Consider the following 19,584-nt stretch of genomic DNA (forward strand, 5'->3'; position numbering starts at 1 on the left):
GTTCGGGCCGCGCATTCCCGCTTTGGCTTCGTCAACGATCATCAACAGTTTGCGCGACATTCGACCGTTGAACTTCCCGTCTAGAACAACGTCCAAAATAGCGTTGTTCAGCACGTAACCGCGTAGCACTCGCGAGAGAACGCTACCAAGCCAGTTGCGGCCAATGCCGGTCATATTAGCGACGAAGCACCAAGCCGTCTCAACCTTCTCGCCGGGATGCTGTAAGATGTGCGCAAGCCAGCGTTCGAAAAGATCGCGCTCCGATTCGATGGGTACAAGATAGGCGAGGTGCTCGCGCCATCTGATCAGCCATCGCTCTCGTAATTGGTCGTCGTTGATGAAATGGTCATGCCAAGTCGGTTTGATCAATCCGCGCCACACATTGAACCCGCTTAGACCGACTTTCTCCGGAACGTCGCAAATTGATCCGCCTTCCGGCTTCCATGTAACGCTATCGACGCGCTTTCGGTTTTCGTGCGGTAGCCACTGCTCAAAAGCCGGAACGATCTTCGTTTTCGTCTCACCCGTTCGCTTGTCGGTGTATTCAAGCGGATGCCTGGACGGTGCGTATTCGTTCCGCGCAACCGCAACGGATAAGACACCCAGCGTCTTTGCATTCGCTACGCCACCAGAGGCCCCGACGCCGCTGACGAAATAGAAATCATTGATCATTTCATCCAGCGTGATCAGCTTTGTCGTGATATCGAATTCAAGCTGTTCGCCGATGCGCTCGTTCTCTTTGCGCTGTTTGTCTCGTCGCTCTTGATTGGTGCCGCGATATACGTCGCGGCATGCCACATTGCTGCTGCTAGCTGTTCTGTTGCGATAGTATGCCCGATTGCACCACTTATCGCGCTTGCCCAATGCGGACATGCTGAAAAGCCGGGTCATTCGCACATGATCTTTGCCGGTCCAGAACGCCAACTTGTTCATCAGCGCCAAATCGGCTGCGCTGTGGTCGAATTGCTGTCCTGTCGATGACGGGTAGAGATGACCCAGTACATTTGCATCGCCGTGCCATAGTGCGGCAAACGGGACGCGGCGGCTTAAGATGTCGAATTGGGCTTTCGCGACAAAGTTGCTCGGATCACGCATGATCGCGTCGTTTAGCTCGGCAACTCGCTCCGATGAAAGTTTGTCATCAGATGCAAACATGCGGGCCAAGAGTTCCTGATCGTCTTCCGGCCCCGACCATCGGGGATCGCGGATGGTGTCGATTTCTTGATTGTCGCGATCATGTTCCCGGATTGGAAGGAATGTCTGCAACGATGCTGTCTGCTCTAAGTCGGCATTACCAATCCATTCGTTGCCCGCAATGGCGATAAAGCGGTTGTTCTGATAAAACTCAAATCGGCCACCCCATTTGTTGCGACGATTGCCGAATTGGGTTTTGTCGCCTCTCATGATCAGGTGTAAGCCTGTTCCTGATTGGCTGACCTCGGCCGCTACGCCCGGAAATAAGCGCGTGCAAATATGCGTTGCTTCGTCGTTATATGTGCCCGTGTCCGGGTCGCGGCACGCATCAAGATCAACGAAGATATATGGATCGTTTAAAGTGAAAACAAAGCCGATCCGAAATTCCGGATTGATCGTTGCGATCGTCTTTACGGTTTCGAAAGTTGCCCATGTGGTCGGATTGGTCGTGTCGGCGCGTTGAAGCGTGTTCGGATTGTACGGCACTTTGCGCGGTTTCGGTTCACCATCGTATTGTTCAAGTCGCCACAGTACCCATTGCGGAAGGGCTTTCAGTCCCGCGAGAGGATCGGCGAGGTGAGGGGATGGCGTCCCGCTATCGAAAGCGCGCAGGGTTAGAGGCGCGCAGCTGTTGAGCCGCGCGGCATGAGCGTATATAGTCATCGGACTTTCCTAAAAGACGTTGATTTGAGGCCCTGCCGGGTGCCACTGGCAGGGCCTACTTCTCTGTAAGGCGGATGAACGTTCCGCCCAGTGCTTTGAGAGAGTTCACAAAATTGCCGCCACTCACCGGAACGACTAGCCGTCCGCTGTGGCAAGGGCCGCTTTACGCCGGTTCGCTATATAGTTCTCGATGTCGCTGGCGAGATAGCCAACACGACGCGGACCTAAGGGGATTTTGGGAGGAAAGCCCTGGCCTGCTTTGGCGTAGCGCCGCAGCGTTGGCGCTGAGATCGTAAGGCGCTGGCAAACCTGATCGGTAGTCAGAATAGTCGTGCTGTCTTGGGACATATGGGCGGGGTCCTGCTTTGAATTGATGGGCATTGCAGGGCATCCACCCACGCTCGCTGCGTCTCTACCGCAACTCAGGCCATCCGACCCTTACGCCGCTGTCATCCGACTGCGCGACTACCTAAGCACTCTCATATTCGCTCATGATGCGTCAAAAAGAAAAAGCCCGCGAACGGGCTTCTTCCGGGGATTATACACAATCACCTTTCAGGCGATCAGTTTTGCCCATTTCGCTTTGTATGTTGATGCGTCCGTCAGGAGATAATCGCACCATTGTTGCATGAGATCGCGACGACGGTCGAATGCATTACCCCGACGATAAGCCCGCTTGGTCTTGTTCTTGATGGTGTGCGCGAGTGCCATATCGGTGATCACGTCCGGATGCATAGTTGTATCTTCCGCCCAATCTTGGAACGACGATCTAAAACCGTGTACTGTGAAGCCTTCGCGCATTCCGCGTAGCATTTCCAACATGCTCATGTCGCTAAGCGGCTTACCACGCTTCATACCGGCGAACACGTAGGGGTTTTCATCGATCGTTGGCAACGTCCGTAAAAGCTGAACAGCGGCATCCGACAAGGGGACGCGGTGTTCAACGCCAGCTTTCATGCGTTCCGCTGGGATTGTCCATGTGGCATTATCCAGATCGAATTCGGTCCGTTGCGCGTTTAGCGTTTCGTTCGTGCGCGTTGCGCAGAGAATAGTCAGCATCAATGCCTTTGCGCTGTAGTCCGGTTTCTCCCGCAGTTCGATCATGAATGCGGGAACGTCCTTCCAATCCATCGCGTGGAAATGGCCCCTCGGTTGTTTGCCATTCAGCCAATGTTCAAGGTGATCCTTCCATTGGGCCGGGTTGTGATGGTTGATCCAAATTTCGCGCGTCTCAGGATTGGTTATCCCTTTCGCTTTTGCAGCGCCGATCACGGTTTCAATTCTCATGCGCACCCGCGATGCTGTTTCGCGCGCGCCTGTCCAAAGCGTGCCTTTCTTTTCCGCGCGCTCGTGATCCTGTCGCATGACCTTCAACACGTCATCGGTCGTTATCTCGTGCGGTAGTAGCTTGCCGATGATCGGATACGCATAGGTTTGTAGCGTGTTTTCCCATTGCTGAAGGTGTTTGGCATTTTTCCAACCATCCTTGTGTTGAGCGATGTAGTCGCGCGCTACTTCCTCGAATGTATCAATGGCTATTCGACTGACCGTCGTGGCCGCCATAGCGGTCGCTGCGCTGTCCGCGTCGCGTTCGGTCAACGGGTCGCGTCCTGCCTTGATCAGCTTGCGGAGTTCCGCAACCTGCCATTCGAGGGCCTTTAGTCCGGCTGCATCGATCGGTTCGTATTGCTGTAAGGTCATGAGCCGCCGCCGACCGGCCGCCGTGGAATAGCGGAGCGCCCAGAACGCAGAACCGCTTTTGGCGACCGCAAGGCACAACCCGCGTTCGTGCGCCCACATGCCCGGCTGAGCGGCTTGGACAAGGGCTTGAATGGTTTTAAGGGTGAGACCTTTTCTAGGGCTGGTTGGCTGTGATGGTCTATGGGGATTTGGTGCGTGCACTGCTGGCGACCTCGCTGGTTAATCGCCACGCTAGCCATTCACCTTTCCGAGTTCACCACTGCTCTTTGCGCCTGTTTCCTCATGATTGCTCATGATCGTCTAAACTTGGGGATAGTGAAACATGCTCAGTGATATAGGGTGCGCTCGTGATCGCTAGTGACCTCGCGTGACGCCACAAAGCTACGGTCACCCCTTCCGCCATAACACCAGCAAAATCAGCTACTTAGACTTGTAGATTGGCTCCAGCGCACAATCGAACGTACAATCAGCGCGCGCTATCGCGAGCCCGACATTGAGTCAATCTGCCGCACGTTGGCGGCCCAGACTGACGATCCGGTAGAGCGCGCGGCGCTGCTGGAGATCGCCGGCAACTACAGGAAAGCCCCGCCATGTTGAGGCGGCGCGAAGGGCCGCCAGGTGAGGCAACAGGGGTCCTCTGAAGGGCCGAGAACCTACGGCGAATTGACTATCTATTCTTGCGGAACCGGCGCCTAGTAATTCCATCACCGGCCCATCACGGCATATATCGGTGACTGAGAGCCACGTGCTCCCGCCAAATACGCGGAGCCATCTATGGTCAAGCTCATCCCTTCTCTCACTGAACGCCTAACTCAAATGGCGAGCGCCGCTCGAACCCGGGCCGAAGCAACGCCTCCGGGGCCAAAGCGGGAAGCTCTTTTGAAGGCCGCGCAGCTCAGTGAGAACGCGCTGCATATTCAGCAATGGCTGAGCTCCACGAGCTTGCGAAAGCCAACGTAACGATGGGTTCGCAAAGGCCCGCCAGCGTGAACCGGCGCATACGGCCGCCAACTAAGGCAACGTACTTCTACGTGTTCCGCTTATAAATACACGCGCAAGGAACAAACGAAGATTTATTATTAGCGCAATCTGTTCTCGCCCGGAGAACAACGGGCCCGCCGTGAACCGGCGGGCCTGGAGGCTCAGGCTTCGCCCTTCGTCGGGGCAGCCATTGCGGCCAGATCCATCGCGACGGAAACTGAAATCACCGGATCGACATGGCGTAGGTGCGGCTGCCTGACGTCCTCAAAGACATAGATCATGCAAGCTTTGAGGCACAATTCGGCAAGGTCGCGGACCTTGACGTTCGCCAAGGCAAGTTGTGCGGCCTTGAAGGCGTCGCGCGCCTTCTGATGCGCATCGAAGACCGCATCATAGTTGATCTCGTCCATGTGCTTATCGTAGCGCCGGCAATACTTCTTGTGAGCGCGGTGGGCGCCCGGCTGCGGATTGGCTTTTTGCCATTCGCCGCAAGCCTTCCATACCCTTTGGAAGTCCGCAGCCGTCAGCTTCAAGGCCTCGTTCGCTTCATCGAGCTTGTAATAGGCCTCGCGCATTGCGTCGCCGCATTGGGAGCCATCGAAGGCAAGCTTTGGCACGCTGGCTGGAAGCGGCGAGGCCAGCGCTTCTAGAGGCATGCTGGCTACGGAGGCTGCTGCTGCGCCGACGAATACGTTCATGATTGATCGCCCGCATGGGGCGAGATCAGCACGACACCGACGAACTCCCGGCAATGGAGCGACTGTGCCGCGACCTGGTGGAGGAGAGCAGGGTGACAGGCGAGGCCGGCGCGCTGCTTAGGATGGCCGAAAACTTCGGCCGTGAGGTTGCGAGACTAACCGTGGATAGGACCGTAGATTGTTCTCGGCGCAGGTGGAAAAGACGAGCGATTCAGCGAGGTTGAGCGGGCACCCCTTCCGCCACCTCCTAGTCCAATAGTGCCCAATCCGTCTTTCTGTTTCGAAGAAGCGCTTGATCTAAAACGGTTGGGTTCGTTGCTTGGGCTTGGTGGCAGCGCGGGCTCCAGCAGCGTGCCCACGTGGTCTGGTGCCGCTCTCGGCGCCGGAGCGGGCGGCCTCTCCATTCCCATGTTCGCAAGCGGCACCAGTTCGGCCCCGGGTGTACTCGCCATGGTGGGCGAGAAAGGTCCCGAACTGGTCAACCTTCCGCGCGGCGCGCAGGTTTTCAAGCCGTCAAGCGCGGAGAATGCTGGAGGATCAGAGCGGCCCTGCTGTGGTCATGCAGGACGGTGTGCTGGGAGTAGCTGCCGAACTTGTGGACTGGCCGCTCCGCCGCTACGATTTGCGGCATGGGACAGACCAAAAAGCTGATCGATTGCCACGACTGTGACCACCCGGTTTCACCGAGTGCGTCGGCCTGTCCAAATTGCGGCTCGAAGGTGCCGTTCGGTCCTCCCGTTCTTCACCGCAAAAGGCCCCCGGTCTATAACATCGAGGCGCGCAACGACCGCAACATGGTCGTCTTTGCCGTGACGCTGGGAGGCTTAGGCGCAGCTTATTTGCGACAAGCGCAGGGCCGCTTAGCGCTGCGCTGCTGGTCACATCGTACGGCATGCTGGGTGTGTTGGTAGGCGTCCCGCTTGCGGCGTTGTTCAACGTCACGCGCCGGCTGTGGCGGTAGCGACCTCCGGAATCTGGGAAGTCTACGTACCAGCCCAGCGTCGCTCCCGGCGCTCTCATCCGCAATGAGCATGGGCCTAGTAAGGAAGCGGTGCCATTTCCACACCCGAGTGACAATCCGGGCCACCCCGAATTCCGGTAGTCTTACGGAATCCTTTTTCGGAACACGGTGTTCTACTGTGAGAACACCGGCGAGATTTAAGTACCAGTTTCTAATTTGCCCGGGATGGCCGCAGTGGGGGCTGGAACCACCCTGCGGCCTTTCGCTTTAGCGAAACCCATTTCTAAGTTGAGCCGTACCGTCTCGGAGGCGAAGTCGGCGGAGAATTCGTGAGCATTCAAATCATTATAGCCGCCATGTTGGAGCGCGAGCTAGCGGCGCGCGGCGTGCAATCGTTGGGACCTTCCGATTGCATAGAGATCGTCGAGAACCTACTTGAGCGCTTGAAAGATCTGGATCGGGAGTTAGCTGCGCGAGGCGCAACGCGGCGGTAGGCTGATGGAGAGACGGCCCCGGGTTGGAGGGGCCGGGGACTGGTTAGACCGAGGCCGCTACGCGGGAGCTTTGGCATTCTCTTGTTCACGATGCAGGTCCGCAGGAGTCGCAGTCGATCGCGGATCGACATTTGCGATTGCGGTCTGGCAGGCGAGCAATCCGGTCATCGGGACGCGTCGCGCCGTGAGCACGATGAGCTTTAGATCGTCTTCCGGTGTCCAATGGTCAGTGCGTATTTGTCCGCTCCAGGCTCAAGATGCTGAGGCCAGTCAATTGCCGTGCAGAACAAGCCGCGTCGCTCGATTTCCCGTGCAAGAGCTTCCGCGCGCAGCCTCGCTGGCAATCCGACAAAACGCGCGCCGGCTAGCCTATCTGCTTGCACCTCTTGGCGAATGAACTCGTGCATCCGCAGAATGAAGTGGTCAGAGAGGCCTTCGAATTCGCTCATGCCAGCCAATCGCGTCAGTCAAAGATATAGGCAACCAGAAAGGTGGATGGCTGCCAAGCGATGAACCCAATCGCCTCCAGCGAAACAGCTGTGGCCAGGAGGGCTACAGCGCTGAAGGTGAGGTGAATGACGAGATCAAAAAAGTTGTGGGGCTCGTCTGCATCTGCAGTTTGAAATGCGGTTCTATTGGACATTCGAATATTCCTCTATTCGAGGTCATATCGAGTTCGACGCTCTCAGCCAAACGTTCGCTGGGGTTAACCTGACCGCTAAACCTTAACAGCGGGTCCAGTCCCTATGTGTCGCGGCACAAAACCGATCGACGGCCTTGATCAGTGCGTCCTTCAATCCACCACTCTGCTGCGGCTAACCTCAACAAGCGCAGGGATCAAAGCCGGCTGGCTGCAAGCTCGAAATACTGTGAACACGACGCCGCCGCCAAAGCCAAGGCGCTCACGCAACCCCGTTCGGCTTGTGGTGGTCTGCTCCCGACAGTGATTTGTCAGTTGCGGTGGAAATCGAGCGAGTGCGCGATTGTAGTGAAGCCTCGTCTCTGCATTCTATGGTCAGTGCCGCGAGGTCGTGCACCGCACGTAGAAGGAGTGAGGTCCGTTCGAAAAAAGTCGAAGATCAATACAGTTGACAAGAGACCCCTTCCGCCGGTCTATCCGACCGGGTTCTATCCGTCGGGTTTACCCGGACAGGTGATCGGTGAATCAGACATCCAATCCAGCTGCACTCGACAAGCTGAAGCTCCGCATTCAGGCGTTGCGTTCCAAGACCATCGCCAATGGCTGCACTGAGGACGAGGCGCTGTCTGCGGCCGCCAAGGTCGCCGAACTGCTGGATCGCCACGATTTGTCGCTGTCCGACGTCGAACTGCGGGCGTCGCCGTGCGAGCGGAAGGTCTACGAGACTTTTCGCAAGAAGCGAATTCCCCTGGACGACTGCATCGGGGCGATCGCTCGTTTCTGCGATTGTCGGGTCTGGCGCGAGAAGAACACGGCCGGCGAGAGCAGCTATGTGTTCTTCGGCCTCGGCGCGGACATCGAGGTCGCGCATTATCTGGCCGAATTGATCGACGGCGCCGTCCGCGCCGAGCTCGGCCGCTTCAAGACCTCGGTCGACTACAGCAGGTTCCGGCACCAGGAGCGGCATCTGGCCAATGCCTCCTTCGCGCTCGGGATGGTGGGGTCCATCGCGGACAGGCTGGTGGCGATCAAGGCCAGTCGCGATCAGATCAACGAAAGCACCGGCCGCGGGCTGGTGGTTCTCAAGACGTCGGTGGTCGATGCGGAGTTCGACAAGCTCGACCTGAAGATGCGGACCCAGCGCAGCAGCAGCCGGATGGTGTCGATGACGGCCTATGAAGCCGGCGGCGCCGCCGGCGCGTCGCTGGCCATCAATCCCGGGCTTGCAGGGTCGCAGTCAAGGACCGCTCCCAAAGGGAGCTGAGCGCGTCGGGGGAGGGCGTGCAGCGTCACCGTCATTGCAGTTCAGTCGATCGACTTCTCGAGCTTCTGGGCTGCCCGGAAGTCGTCCATGTGCTGCAGGTTGGGCCCATACGCAGCCTCCTTGGTCAGCAGGTGGTAGATCCGGGCCACGACGGTTTGCAGATGTTTCATTCGTCCGCGCGGCATCGCCCGGGCCTTGCAAAGGGCTCGGACCGCGTGCGCTCGGAAATAATCAAAAGCGTCTGACATCGCGGACTCAACGTCCCGCGAAACGATTGGTTCTTGGATTGGTCCTCGTTCGCGCGCCCCAAAGCGCCTCCAGGAACGCTGTCGAATGGGAGAACTTAGCTCGTCACGAAGCTATGGGATGGGCGAGGTATGTTCTTCTTTTTCTCGAACCGGCTGGGATGTCTCGGCTCGCTGCTGGTCTCCGGGTTGATCACTCTCGCGCTGCTTGTTCTGTTCGGGATCGTTCGGTTCTAACCGCCCGCGGGTTCAGGAACCTGGCCCTCGCTGACCCGTTGTTGGCACTCTCGTCCAGCCATGGAGGGCGCCCTTGGAAAGTACGATCATCGGAGAATTCGACACGCGCCGCGGCGCCGAGCTTGCGGTTGAGCATGTCGTGCAGGAATGCGGCGTGCCGCGAAGCGACGTCTTCGTCCAGCCCGTCGGTGGCGCGAACACGTCGGGGACACGCCCGGCCGGTCCTGACGCCAAGGCCGCGCCTGCGCCGGAGGGACACCAGAAGCTGGAAGGCCGGATCGAGGTCTCCGTGGATTTTCACGGCGATGCGCCTGAGAAGATCGCGGACGCCTTGAAAGGCGCAGGTGCGAAGACTGTCCGAACCAAGTAGCGGCAATGGGCGACTGTGGCGCCGGAATCCGCGCACGCTGGAACGGCCACTCTGGTTCTGAGTCGGGGAACCCCTTGCGCGGTCAGTGCGTTTCAACGCGAACGCAGATTGCGAGGTCTCCCTGCTTCAGAGCTCATCGACCCTGATCCCCGGCGACACCGTCTGGCGGCGGTGCGAGGCGCGGCGTGTGGCGGTTCTGAACGATGCTGCCGCTTATTTCGCGGCCCTGCGGCAGACCCTGCTGCAGGCGCAGGACCTCGTCTATATCGTCGGGTGGGATATCCATAGTGAGACCAGGCTGGTCGGCGAGTCCGGGCGAGCGGATGATGGCTTGCCGGAGCAACTCGGCCCATTCTTGCGCGCGCTGGTCCACCGCCGTCCCACCTTGCACATCAACATTCTCGTCTGGGACTTCGTCTCGTTCTACGCCTCCGAGAGGGAATGGAATTCCGCGGCCAAATTTACCGCCGACACAGATGGCCGCGTCCGGTTTCACCTGGATGCCACGCTTCCCTTTGGGTCGGCCCAACACCAGAAGATCGTCTGTGTCGATGGTTCACTGGCGTTCGTCGGCGGGCTCGATCTGACGATCAGGCGTTGGGACACCAGTGATCATCGCGCCGATCACGCATCGCGCTGTGATCCCCAGGGCAAGCCATACCTGCCGTTTCATGATGTTCAATGCGTGGTCGATGGGGATGCGGCGGCGCAGTTGTTCGACCTCGTGGAGCAACGCTGGCGCGCGGCGGGCCAACAAATTGATGATCGGCGCCCGCTGAAAAGCTTGCGCTGGCCGGCGATTGTGCCGGTCGAGGCTGAACATATTCCGGTGGGTATCGCCAGGACCGAGGTGGTTTGTCCGGCAGGTTCGACGCTCCGGGAGGTCGAACGCTCGCTGATTGCAGCGATGCGGTCCGCGACGAAATTCGTGTACATCGAGAACCAGTTCACCAGCGCCACCAAGATCGCGCGCGAATTGGCGGAGCAGATGCTGCGCGTGCCTTCGCTTCGGGTTCTGATCGTCACCCCAAAACTGCACTCCTCATGGCTGGAATCCCAAGCGATGCAGAACGGCCGGGGCGCTTTCATCGATTGCTTCAGTTCGGCCGGCGTCGCCGATCGCATCCGCTTCGTCTACCCGGTCTCGGGGAACGGGGATACGGAAGCGGCCGTGATGGTGCACAGCAAGCTCATGATCGTCGACGATCGGATCTTGAGGATCGGTTCGGCCAATTTGAACAATCGATCGATGGGTGCCGATAGCGAATGTGACCTGATCTTCGAAGCCGCATCAGACGAGCATCGGGAGTTCATCGCCTCGGTCCGCCGTCGCCTGATCGCCCATTTCTGCGGTCTCGATGAACAGACCGTCGCGCAAAACGAAGATCGTCTTTTTGCGCTCCTGGACGACGTCGCAAGCGGGACGAAGGCGCTGCGGGACGTTGAATCCTCGGTCCTGACCAGCGCTCTGGCCACGATGGTTCAGCCGGTGGCGGACCCTGAGGCGCCTCTTCATCTGGAGCGGGCGGCATCGCGGATGTGGAGCACGAAGACGATCATCGGGATGGTCTCGATCGCCGTGGCGCTTTTTGGACTGGCGATGGCCTGGTCCTACACGTCGTTGAGCGATTTCGCCGACGCGGGCCGGATGTCGACGCTTCTGTCTGCCTATTCGCAGTCCGTTTGGGGTCCGCCATTCGCGATTGCAGCTTTCGTCGTCGGCGGGTTGGTCGTGTTTCCGGTTCTCGTGCTCATTGCGGCGACTGCTGCCGCACTGGGACCATGGCTAGGCTTCGTCACCGCCATGACGGGGGTCGTGCTCAGCGCCTTTATCCTGTTTGCGATCGGACGGGCACTCGGGCGCGAACGCCTCCAGCGTTTGCTCGGACGACGTACCGCGCGCATCCAGGAACGTGTTGTCGGCAAGGGGATTCTGGCTGTCGTCGTCATCCGGATGATCCCGATCGCGCCGTTCTCAGTGGTGAATGTCGTGGCTGGCGCGAGCACGCTGCCTCTGCGTGACTTCCTGGTCGGAACGCTGCTCGGCATGACGCCCGGCATTCTCGCCATGGCAGTTTTGGGGGCTCAGATCGCTGATCTCGCCAGGAACGCGTCCTGGGTCAACATGTTGCTGCTCGCACTGGCGTTCCTGGGCTGGCTCGCGATCTGCGCCGGCGCGCAATTCGTCGCGACGTGGCTCGCCGGGAGGCGCTGATGCGCTTCATGACGTGGAATGTGCATGGCACCTTCAATCTCAATCCGAAGTTCGATCTGGAAGGGATCTGTTCCATCATTCGCAAATGGGCTCCCGATGTCGTCGCGCTTCAGGAGGTGGATTCGCGATCGCGATCGGACGATCCGTTTGCGAAGCTGGCGAGCGTCGTCGGCGATCACGGTGTTCACGCCAAGTCGATCGTCACGGCCGATGGCGACTACGGCCAGACGCTCCTGAGCCGCTTTCCATTCTCCGGCCCGCCCGAGATCGTCGACGTGTCGTATCGTGAGCGGGAGCCGCGCCGAGCGATCGCCGCGGGACTGCTGACACCGGTTGGCGATGTTCGCGTGGTGGCCACGCATCTCGGCCTGAGCATCCACGAGCGCCACGCGCAGGCTCAGGCGCTGGTGAGCCTGGTGAAACCTGGAAGGACCGTCGTCCTCGGGGATTTCAACGACTGGTTCTGGATCAAATCGGTGCGGCGCGTGCTCGCGCAGGTCTGCCCAAACCGTACGCGGCTGCGAACTTTCCCGTCGCATTTGCCCCTGCTGCGGCTTGACCGGATCTATGCGACGTCCGACAGCCCGATCGGGAAGGTTTGGACCGACGAAGGCGCGAGGGCCTATTCAGACCATTTGCCTGTTATTGCAGACATCGAGATCCCTGCGGGGTCAAACGCATCGAAAGTGCGATAAAAAAAGTGCTGTCTGCAGAAGGACTTGGCTACTGTGCATGGGGTTGTTTTCGCACATTATGCAGTCGGCCCGCAGTGCCGCTCAGCGGGACCACGAGGAACTCTTTCCTCACCTCAGCATTATCTGGCCATGACGGAAGACATTTCCTACCGGCGCAAGCCCTTGACTCCCGAGCAGCGGCAGGCGCGCGATGCGACACGCCGTGTCGAAGCCGAAAAAGCCATGCGCGATCATGAAGCTGCGCAGAAGGCGTTTTATGCGAACAAGGAACGGCTAAGGGCCGAACGGTTGGCACGTGAACAGACGGAGGCGAAGGGCTGACCGTACGCGGTCGCCCCGTCAAGGATGTCCTTGCCCGCGAGCGCCGGTCTCAGTGCCGGTGAGGGATGCGGGTCACGCTCAACGCCTGCTTCAGCGCCTGAACGGCACTTGCGAAAGGTCTGCGAGGCGATTGCGCCTCGATCGCTTCGGCTGCGACGCGACAATCGTCAGCGACCTTGAGCAACCCGCCTCGCGCGAGGTCCATGGTGGAGAGGGCTGCCTGCTCCAGGCAGACCCGTTCAAGCCGTCGAAACTCCCGCAGTTCTTTGTTCATGCGTCAGCTCTCGATGTCCCCGGCCATGCGGCGCTGAGTCTGCTTAATGAACAGTAAGCATCTCTGCCTAGCCGGGTTGGCTGGCGTAGAGCTGGTGGGTGCCTTGGGCACGCCCAGCGGGCTTGACGGCGTTTGGCTTCCGCCGGAAGCTTCCAACGACCCTGATTTGAACCACGGAGACGTTCGCTTCCAGCCAGTCCGATCCCGATCAGCGAAAAACGAAATGGAGCTGACCATGACCACGTTCGACAAGCGCGAGCAGGGCTTTGAGGCCAAATTCGTCCACGACGAGGAGCTCATGTTCAAGGCCACGGCCCGGTCCAACAAGCTGCTCGGGCTCTGGGCCGCAACCCAGCTCGGCCTCAGCGGCGATGCCGCGGCCGGCTATGCGACGGCGTTGGTGACGGACCATCTGGAGAACCACTCGATGGACGAGATCCTCGACAAGGTGGCAGGCGATCTTGCCGCCAAAGGCGTCGCGCGCGAACAGGTCGCAGCCAGGCTTCAGGAATGCATGCACCAGGCGTTGCAGCAACTCGAAGCGGACAAGTGAAAGCAGGCCGGCCCTCGACGGCTGGGATCGGGAGGCGGGTGGTGTCTTGCGGAATATCTTGCGGAGTATCTTGGAGCAGCTTCCGCAAATGGGCCGGCGCGATCGCACTCGCTGCTACGATCCTGGTCGGCTGCTGCGGCGCTGAGGTATCGGCCACGCCGCTGACGCCATTTCGCTACGAGGCGCAGGCGCAGCGTCACTGCCCGCACGACCGGGTTGTCTGGCTCGATTTCAGCAAAGGTGTCTATTACGGCAAAGGCCAGAAGCGGTACGGCCAGGGTTTTGACGGCAGCTTCGTCTGCCTGAGCGAAGCCCGTGACAGTCTCTATCGGCGTTCGCTGCTTGGACTGCGGTAAGCGTATTGTTCGGGAAGTGCTGGGTGCTCAGGCGAAGGCCAATGCCACGAGGCTGGAGCACAGCAGGACCAGACCACCGGCGGTCAATGCCAGGAAGCCATCGGATACGAGGTCATGGTTGCGCATGGGACACCTGCCGCTCTCGTCTGCGATGCTCGATCGGATCGATTAAAAATGTCCGAACGCGCCGTCTTGAAAGGGTGATGCTTGCCGTCCGCGCGAGTGCCTCAGGCCCTCGTGCGGTAACCTTCAAACGCATGGGCCAGGAAGATCCCCGCGCTTACCAAACCCATCAGTGCCGAAACCGTCTCGATCATCGTCTCATTCCATTCCGCCCTGCACGCGAGAAAACGCGGGCGGCCTTGCACAGTCAAAAGAATTCCAGTGAGCGGCGCGACAATGGGGTGGAGTGAGGATTTGGCGCAACAGAATGTCCAGGCGTGGCACAGAGCAGGGCACCGGCGCCCCGTAGTTCAACGGGGCGAGCGCATACGCCCTGTTTACCATCCCGGCGTGAACGCCGTGCGCTCCCCATTTCCGCCGTGTTCGGGTTGCGTTATCGTTACCACTTCCGACGCGGTGGTGGGCCGCCTCGGAGCAAAGGACCGGACAGCGCTACCCGTAGCCAAAGCGGGTTAGGTACGCCTCCGGCAAAGTGGTATTTGGGGCGAATGGGGATCCGACGGTCAGATTCGGTTTTGCGGGCCGCGCGCGCTGCTGCGATGGCCGCGACCTGCCTTGCGCTCGCCAATTGCGCCTCCTCCAACAAATTCGCCAGCCGGGTCGATCCGAAATACGGCGTGTCCTCGAGCCCCCGGGTCGTGGCTTTGGGCGATCCGGTCCCGAAGGGCGGCGGCGCCTATCGCGTCGGCAAGCCCTATGTGGTGGGTGGCCGGACCTATGTGCCCGAAGAGGACGTCAACTACCGCGCCGAGGGCATGGCGTCCTGGTACGGCGACGATTTCCATGGCCGCCTGACCGCCAATGGCGAAGTGTTCGACATGGGCTCGCTGACCGCGGCGCATCCGACCCTGCCGATGCCGTCCTATGCGCGGGTGACCAACGTCTCGAACGGCAAGTCGCTGATCGTCCGCGTCAATGACCGCGGGCCCTATCACGGCAACCGGCTCATCGACGTCTCGAACAAGGCCGCCGAACTGCTTGAATTCAAAGGCAATGGGATCGCCAAGGTCCGTGTCGAGTATGTTGGCCGGGCGCCGCTGGAAGGCTCCGACGACCGCCAGCTGATGGCCACCTTGCGCACCGGGACCCCGGCGCCATCGCCGTCGATGGTCCGGGTCGCCTCCGCGAGACCCTTCGTGCCGGAGCTGCCATCGTCGAACCGCGGCGCCATGCGCGGCGAAGTTCCGACGCCGGAGGGACGGCCCTACAATCTCGGCAACACCTCCGCCGACATGGCTTCACTCAGTGCGACCTCGGAAATGTCGGCCTCGAGCCGCAACCGGGGTCGGGCGCTCCAGAACGCGCGCGCCGTGTCCTATGACGGGGACGGCCGCTATGCGACCGAGAGCGCTCCGTCCGGCGCCTACGCCTCGGACGGCGCTGCCGAGGCCCGCGGCATCCTGAGCGGCCGCGGCCTCTACTGAGCCGCGCTTTCCTTCAGGAAACTCATCAGCGCCGCATTCACCTCGTCGGGCCGCTCCTGCTGGACCCAATGGCCGGCGCCCTCGATGATCAGCTTTCGCTTCAGATTGGGCAGCACGCGCTCGAGTTCGTTGACGCGCTTGGCTCCGATCAGGCCGGTGATGACGGCGTCGTTCGAACCGGCAATGAAGAGCGACGGCTGATGGATTTGCGCGTCCTGCCAGGGCGCCGTCAGCTCCCAATTGCGATCGAGGTTGCGATACCAGTTCAGCCCGCCGCGGAAGCCGGACTTGCGGAAGGTTTCGGTGAAATAGGCAAGGTCAGTCTCGGTGAGCCAGGCCGGCAGAGGCTCCTCCGGGTTGCCGTGGCCGAGGAATCCCTTGCCCTCCAGCACGAACATGGCTGCGGAGGGATCGGCAAGGCCGCGCCCGCCGAGCACGATGCGCATGGTGCGCGCGACGTCGCGCTCGAACTCGGCTTCGGCAACGCCGGGCGCCTGGAAGTACTGCCAATAGAAATTGGTGATGCCGCCGTGGCGCAGGAGTTCGAGCGGCTTGCCGCGGCCGCGGAACGGCGGTGGCACGCTCAGGCCGGCGACCGCCGTGAAGATGTCGGGCCGGAACAGCGCCGCGTGCCAAGCCACCGGTGCACCCCAGTCGTGGCCGACCACCATGGCCTTGGTCTCGCCAAGCGCCTGCACGAGGCCGACGATATCGCCGACCGTGTCGAAGATCGAATAGGCCGTCGCCTCGGGCGGCGCTGAGCTCTGGCCATAGCCGCGCATGTCGGGGGCGACGACGCGAAACCCGGCCTGCGCCAGCGCCGGGATCTGGTGGCGCCAGGAGTAGGAGAGTTCCGGCCAGCCGTGGCACAGCACCACCAGCGGCCCCTGACCGGCTTCGCGGATGAACAGGTCGATCCCGTTGGCCTTGATCACGCGGGTGGATGACATCGCTTTTCCGCCTTGTTTCAGGGGTTTGGTCAGAAAATCTGAGGTGCCACGATAGGGGCGGGACGAGAATCGTGCAATCTCGGGACAAGCGGCCACCCCGTGTTGTTTGCACCGGCTCCAACTGTTAGAACGCCGCTCTCAGGGCTTGGCCATGGAATTTCGTCTTTCCTCGTTTAGGCGCACCTGGTTTACCGCCGGAGCGCTGGCGCGCGGGCTGATCGCGACGGCTCTGGTGGCGGCCATTGGCTGGAGCGGGGCGCTCTACGCCGCCAACCAGAGCGTCCAGGGCGCCAAGAAAACAGATGATTCCGGCTTCGACGGCGACGCCCCGACCGCGATCCTGATCGAGGCCTCCAGCGGCAGTGTGCTGTTCGAGAAGAACGCCGACGAGCTCCGCGCGCCCTCGAGCATGATGAAGCTGATGACCGCCGAGGTCGTCTTCAACGCCATCAAGAAGGGCGACATCAAGCTGACCGACGAATACCGGATCAGCGAGAACGCCTGGCGCAAGGGCGGCGCACCCTCCGGCGGCTCGACCATGTTCGCCGCCATCAACAGCAAGGTCACGGTCGACGATCTCCTGCACGGGGCGATCATCCAGAGCGGCAACGACGCCTGCATTGCGCTGGCCGAGGCCATGGCGGGCAGCGAGCGGATTTTCGCCGCCGACTTCATGACCAAGCGAGCTCGCGAGCTTGGCCTCACGAAATCGACCTTCGGCAATTCCAACGGCCTGCCGGACCCCGCCAACAAGATGACGGTGCGCGAGCTCGGCATTCTCGCCCGGCACATCATTCTCGACTTTCCCGAATTCTACAAACTGTTCGGCGAGAAGGAATACACCTGGAACAAGATCCGCCAGCCCAACCGCAATCCGCTGCTCAATTCGATGGAAGGCGCCGACGGTCTGAAGACCGGCTACACCAAGGAAGGCGGCTACGGCATGGTCGGCTCGGCGGTGCAGAACGGCACGCGGCTGATCGTTGTCATTAACGGGCTGGAAGACCCCGACGATCGCGCGACCGAAGCCAAGAAGATGCTTGAATGGGGTTTTCGCAATTTCGAGACCCGCACCCTGATCGCGGCCGATCAGCCGGTCGGCTACGCCAAGGTGTTCGGCGGCGAGAGCCGCTCGGTCAAACTGGTCGCCAAGACGCCCGTGAAGGTGATGGTGCACAAGAACGGCAGCGACAAGCTGATCGCGCGCGTCATCTATAACGGCCCGGTGCGCGCGCCGGTCGAGGCCGGGCAGAAGGTCGGGCTGGTCAGGGTCTGGCGCAGCGGCAACATCGCAGTGGAGACGCCGGTCTATGCCGCTGACGCGATCGGCACCGGCTCGACGGTGCGCCGCGCGATCGACGGCGCCAGCGAGCTGGTGATCGGCATGTTCCGTGCGGGCGCCGAGAAGCTCTGATCATGAGTGAAAGCGCGGTAAAGTGGCCGTCCGGACGCGGGCGTTTCGTCACCTTTGAAGGCGGCGAGGGGACAGGCAAGTCGACCCAGATCAAGAAGCTCGCCGACCGTCTCAAGGCCGCCAGGATGCGTATCCTCGTCACGCGCGAGCCGGGCGGCTCGCCGGGCGCCGAGATCATGCGCCATCTGGTGCTGTCAGGCATGGGCAAGCTGCTCGGACCCGAAGCCGAGACGCTGCTGTTCGCGGCCGCCCGCGACGATCATGTCCACACCGTGATCCAGCCAGCGCTCAACCAGGGCACGTGGGTGCTGTGCGACCGCTTCGCCGACTCGACGCGGGCCTATCAGGGCAGCCTCGGCCGCGTGCCGGCCGCGCTGATCAACGCGATGGAGCGGGTCACGATCGGCGATCTCAAGCCGGACCTCACCATCATCCTCGACCTGCCGGTCGAGATCGGCCTGCAGCGCGCGGCCGCGCGCCGCGGCAGCGGCACGCCGGACAGGTTCGAGGCCGAGAAGCTTGGTTTCCATCAGGGCCTGCGCGAAGCCTATCGCAAGATCGCGGCGGACGATCCCGCGCGCTGCGTGCTGATCGACGCCAATTCCGATCCCGACACGGTTGCCGGACGCATCTGGATCGCGATGCGTGATCGCCTGCTCCCGACGCCGGCAACGGTGGTGTCCATATGAGCCCGCGTCAGACCGAGCGCGAAACTGCCATGTCTCATCCGCGCGAGACGAGCGTTCTGTTCGGCCATCGCGAGGCCGAGACCGCGCTGCTCGCCGCCTATCGCAGCGGGCGTATCCCGCACGCCTGGTTGATTGGCGGACCGCAAGGCATCGGCAAGGCGACGCTGGCATATCGGATGGCGCGCTTCGTGCTCGCTCACGGCCAGCCGCTGGCGCTTTCGGTGCAGCGCGCCGAAGATCTCGCCATCAATCCTGATCACGCCGTGGCGCGGCAGGTTGCGGCGAGCTCGCATGGGGGTCTGCTGACGCTGGAGCGCACCGCCAACGATCGCGGCGTGATGCGCACGGTGATCACCGTGGACGAGACGCGCGAGACGATCGGATTCTTCGGCTCGACCGCGGCGGCCGAAGGCTGGCGCGTCTGCATCGTCGATACCGTCGACGAGCTCAATCCAAATGCCGCCAACGCGCTGCTGAAAATTCTCGAGGAGCCGCCGCAGCAATCGCTGTTCCTGCTGGTGAGCCACGCGCCGGCGCGCGTGCTCGCCACAATTCAGTCGCGCTGCCGCAAGCTGCGCCTGCGCGCGCTCGCAACCGACGACGTGATTGGAGCAGCCGCAACCGCTGCCGATCTCGACCCGAACGATCCGGCATTGCGCGAGGCGGCGGAGGCGTCCGAGGGCAGCGTCGCGCGGGCGCTGACGCTGCTCGGCGGCGACGCCCTGAAGCTCCAGCAACGCACGGCCGCATTGTTGGCGCGACTGCCGCAGGTCGATCCGCGCGAATTGCACACGCTCGGCGAATCGCTCGGCACAAGCGACCGCGTTGCGCTTGCCGCCTTCATTGACGGCATCGATCGCTGGATCGCGGAACGCCTGCACGCCGACGAGGCCAATGCCAACCAAAATCTGCCGCGCCTTGCGCGTCTAGCTGAGGTATGGGAAAAGATCGTCCGCGCCGCGCGCGACACCGAAACCTATAATCTGGAGCGAAAGCCCTTAGTCTTCTCGGTGTTCGGCTGGCTGGCGGACGCAACGCGCTAGAGCATGATCCGGAAAAGTG

The 19,584-nt window shown here is 61.3% G+C and carries 20 protein-coding genes; 11 read left to right on the forward strand and 9 right to left on the reverse strand.

Translation table 11 applies throughout. From position 1 onward, the window contains the following. The 6 genes from IVB42_RS04235 to IVB42_RS04260 form a co-directional block, all read right to left on the reverse strand. On the reverse strand, positions 1–1,857 hold a 1,857-nt coding region (locus IVB42_RS04235), incomplete at its 3' end, for a hypothetical protein (protein ID WP_247469774.1). A 135-nt stretch (positions 1,858–1,992) separates the two neighbouring features. Next, positions 1,993–2,238: a helix-turn-helix domain-containing protein gene (locus IVB42_RS04240; protein WP_247410430.1), complete on the reverse strand. Its 246-nt coding sequence runs from the start codon at positions 2,236–2,238 to the stop codon at positions 1,993–1,995. 174 nt (positions 2,239–2,412) lie between these two features. Further along, the gene (locus IVB42_RS04245; protein ID WP_346732209.1) at positions 2,413–3,759 is read right to left on the reverse strand and encodes a tyrosine-type recombinase/integrase; all 1,347 of its coding nucleotides are present in this window, start codon (positions 3,757–3,759) and stop codon (positions 2,413–2,415) included. 941 nt (positions 3,760–4,700) lie between these two features. Then, positions 4,701–5,237, reverse strand: a complete 537-nt coding sequence (locus IVB42_RS04250; RefSeq protein ID WP_085358631.1) for a hypothetical protein — start codon at positions 5,235–5,237, stop codon at positions 4,701–4,703. Positions 5,238–6,892: 1,655 nt separating this feature from the next. Next, the gene (locus tag IVB42_RS04255) at positions 6,893–7,141 is read right to left on the reverse strand and encodes a hypothetical protein (protein ID WP_018457872.1); all 249 of its coding nucleotides are present in this window, start codon (positions 7,139–7,141) and stop codon (positions 6,893–6,895) included. Positions 7,142–7,155: 14 nt separating this feature from the next. Beyond that, positions 7,156–7,335 carry a hypothetical protein gene (locus IVB42_RS04260; RefSeq protein WP_018457871.1) on the reverse strand — a complete coding sequence of 60 codons (180 nt, stop codon included), beginning with the start codon at positions 7,333–7,335 and terminating at the stop codon, positions 7,156–7,158. A gap of 517 nt (positions 7,336–7,852) precedes the next feature. Here IVB42_RS04260 and IVB42_RS04265 point away from each other — a divergent pair. Further along, positions 7,853–8,596, forward strand: a complete 744-nt coding sequence (locus IVB42_RS04265; protein ID WP_018457870.1) for a DUF2786 domain-containing protein — start codon at positions 7,853–7,855, stop codon at positions 8,594–8,596. A gap of 41 nt (positions 8,597–8,637) precedes the next feature. On the opposite strand, the gene IVB42_RS42180 is transcribed toward IVB42_RS04265, so the two are convergent. Beyond that, the gene (locus tag IVB42_RS42180) at positions 8,638–8,844 is read right to left on the reverse strand and encodes a hypothetical protein (RefSeq protein WP_007591053.1); all 207 of its coding nucleotides are present in this window, start codon (positions 8,842–8,844) and stop codon (positions 8,638–8,640) included. Between the two features lie 307 nt (positions 8,845–9,151). Between IVB42_RS42180 and IVB42_RS04270 the strand changes: the two genes are divergently transcribed. The 4 genes from IVB42_RS04270 to IVB42_RS04285 all read left to right on the forward strand — a co-directional run bounded on the left by IVB42_RS04270 (position 9,152) and on the right by IVB42_RS04285 (position 12,679). After that, positions 9,152–9,448, forward strand: a complete 297-nt coding sequence (locus IVB42_RS04270; protein WP_018457868.1) for a hypothetical protein — start codon at positions 9,152–9,154, stop codon at positions 9,446–9,448. Positions 9,449–9,635: 187 nt separating this feature from the next. After that, positions 9,636–11,663 carry a VTT domain-containing protein gene (locus IVB42_RS04275; RefSeq protein WP_085349854.1) on the forward strand — a complete coding sequence of 676 codons (2,028 nt, stop codon included), beginning with the start codon at positions 9,636–9,638 and terminating at the stop codon, positions 11,661–11,663. Further along, positions 11,663–12,358, forward strand: a complete 696-nt coding sequence (locus IVB42_RS04280) for an endonuclease/exonuclease/phosphatase family protein (RefSeq protein WP_039800285.1) — start codon at positions 11,663–11,665, stop codon at positions 12,356–12,358. Before IVB42_RS04275 ends, IVB42_RS04280 begins: the two co-directional genes overlap by 1 nt. A gap of 129 nt (positions 12,359–12,487) precedes the next feature. Further along, a complete protein-coding gene (locus IVB42_RS04285) occupies positions 12,488–12,679 on the forward strand; it encodes a hypothetical protein (RefSeq protein ID WP_018457865.1) in 192 nt (63 codons plus the stop codon). Between the two features lie 49 nt (positions 12,680–12,728). Here IVB42_RS04285 and IVB42_RS04290 read toward each other — a convergent pair whose 3' ends face one another. Beyond that, complete coding sequence (locus IVB42_RS04290; protein ID WP_018457864.1) at positions 12,729–12,953, reverse strand: hypothetical protein; 225 nt, start codon at positions 12,951–12,953, stop codon at positions 12,729–12,731. Between the two features lie 235 nt (positions 12,954–13,188). Between IVB42_RS04290 and IVB42_RS04295 the strand changes: the two genes are divergently transcribed. The 3 genes from IVB42_RS04295 (at position 13,189) to IVB42_RS04305 (ending at position 15,469) form a co-directional block, all read left to right on the forward strand. Further along, on the forward strand, positions 13,189–13,506 hold the full coding sequence (locus IVB42_RS04295; RefSeq protein WP_162847233.1) for a DUF1476 domain-containing protein: 318 nt from the start codon (positions 13,189–13,191) through the stop codon (positions 13,504–13,506). Positions 13,507–13,547: 41 nt separating this feature from the next. Continuing rightward, entirely contained in the window at positions 13,548–13,862 is a 315-nt protein-coding gene (locus IVB42_RS04300) for a hypothetical protein (protein WP_085349855.1), read from the forward strand. Between the two features lie 671 nt (positions 13,863–14,533). Then, a complete protein-coding gene (locus IVB42_RS04305; RefSeq protein WP_083926497.1) occupies positions 14,534–15,469 on the forward strand; it encodes a septal ring lytic transglycosylase RlpA family protein in 936 nt (311 codons plus the stop codon). Here IVB42_RS04305 and IVB42_RS04310 read toward each other — a convergent pair. Next, the gene (locus IVB42_RS04310) at positions 15,463–16,419 is read right to left on the reverse strand and encodes an alpha/beta hydrolase (protein ID WP_085349804.1); all 957 of its coding nucleotides are present in this window, start codon (positions 16,417–16,419) and stop codon (positions 15,463–15,465) included. The genes IVB42_RS04305 and IVB42_RS04310 overlap by 7 nt on opposite strands. A gap of 151 nt (positions 16,420–16,570) precedes the next feature. On the opposite strand from IVB42_RS04310, the gene IVB42_RS04315 reads away from it, so the two are divergent. The 3 genes from IVB42_RS04315 to IVB42_RS04325 are packed head-to-tail and all read left to right on the forward strand — an operon-like array spanning position 16,571 to position 19,565. After that, positions 16,571–17,833 carry a D-alanyl-D-alanine carboxypeptidase family protein gene (locus tag IVB42_RS04315; protein ID WP_018457858.1) on the forward strand — a complete coding sequence of 421 codons (1,263 nt, stop codon included), beginning with the start codon at positions 16,571–16,573 and terminating at the stop codon, positions 17,831–17,833. Positions 17,834–17,835: 2 nt separating this feature from the next. Further along, positions 17,836–18,522, forward strand: coding sequence for a dTMP kinase (tmk, locus tag IVB42_RS04320; RefSeq protein ID WP_018457857.1), 687 nt, complete (start codon positions 17,836–17,838; stop codon positions 18,520–18,522). Next, a complete protein-coding gene (locus IVB42_RS04325) occupies positions 18,519–19,565 on the forward strand; it encodes a DNA polymerase III subunit delta' (RefSeq protein ID WP_018457856.1) in 1,047 nt (348 codons plus the stop codon). Before tmk ends, IVB42_RS04325 begins: the two co-directional genes overlap by 4 nt. The last annotated feature ends 19 nt before the right edge of the window (positions 19,566–19,584 follow it).

The sequence above is a fragment of the Bradyrhizobium sp. 45 genome (assembly GCF_023073155.1).
In the GTDB taxonomy this organism is placed as follows: domain Bacteria; phylum Pseudomonadota; class Alphaproteobacteria; order Rhizobiales; family Xanthobacteraceae; genus Bradyrhizobium; species Bradyrhizobium canariense_D.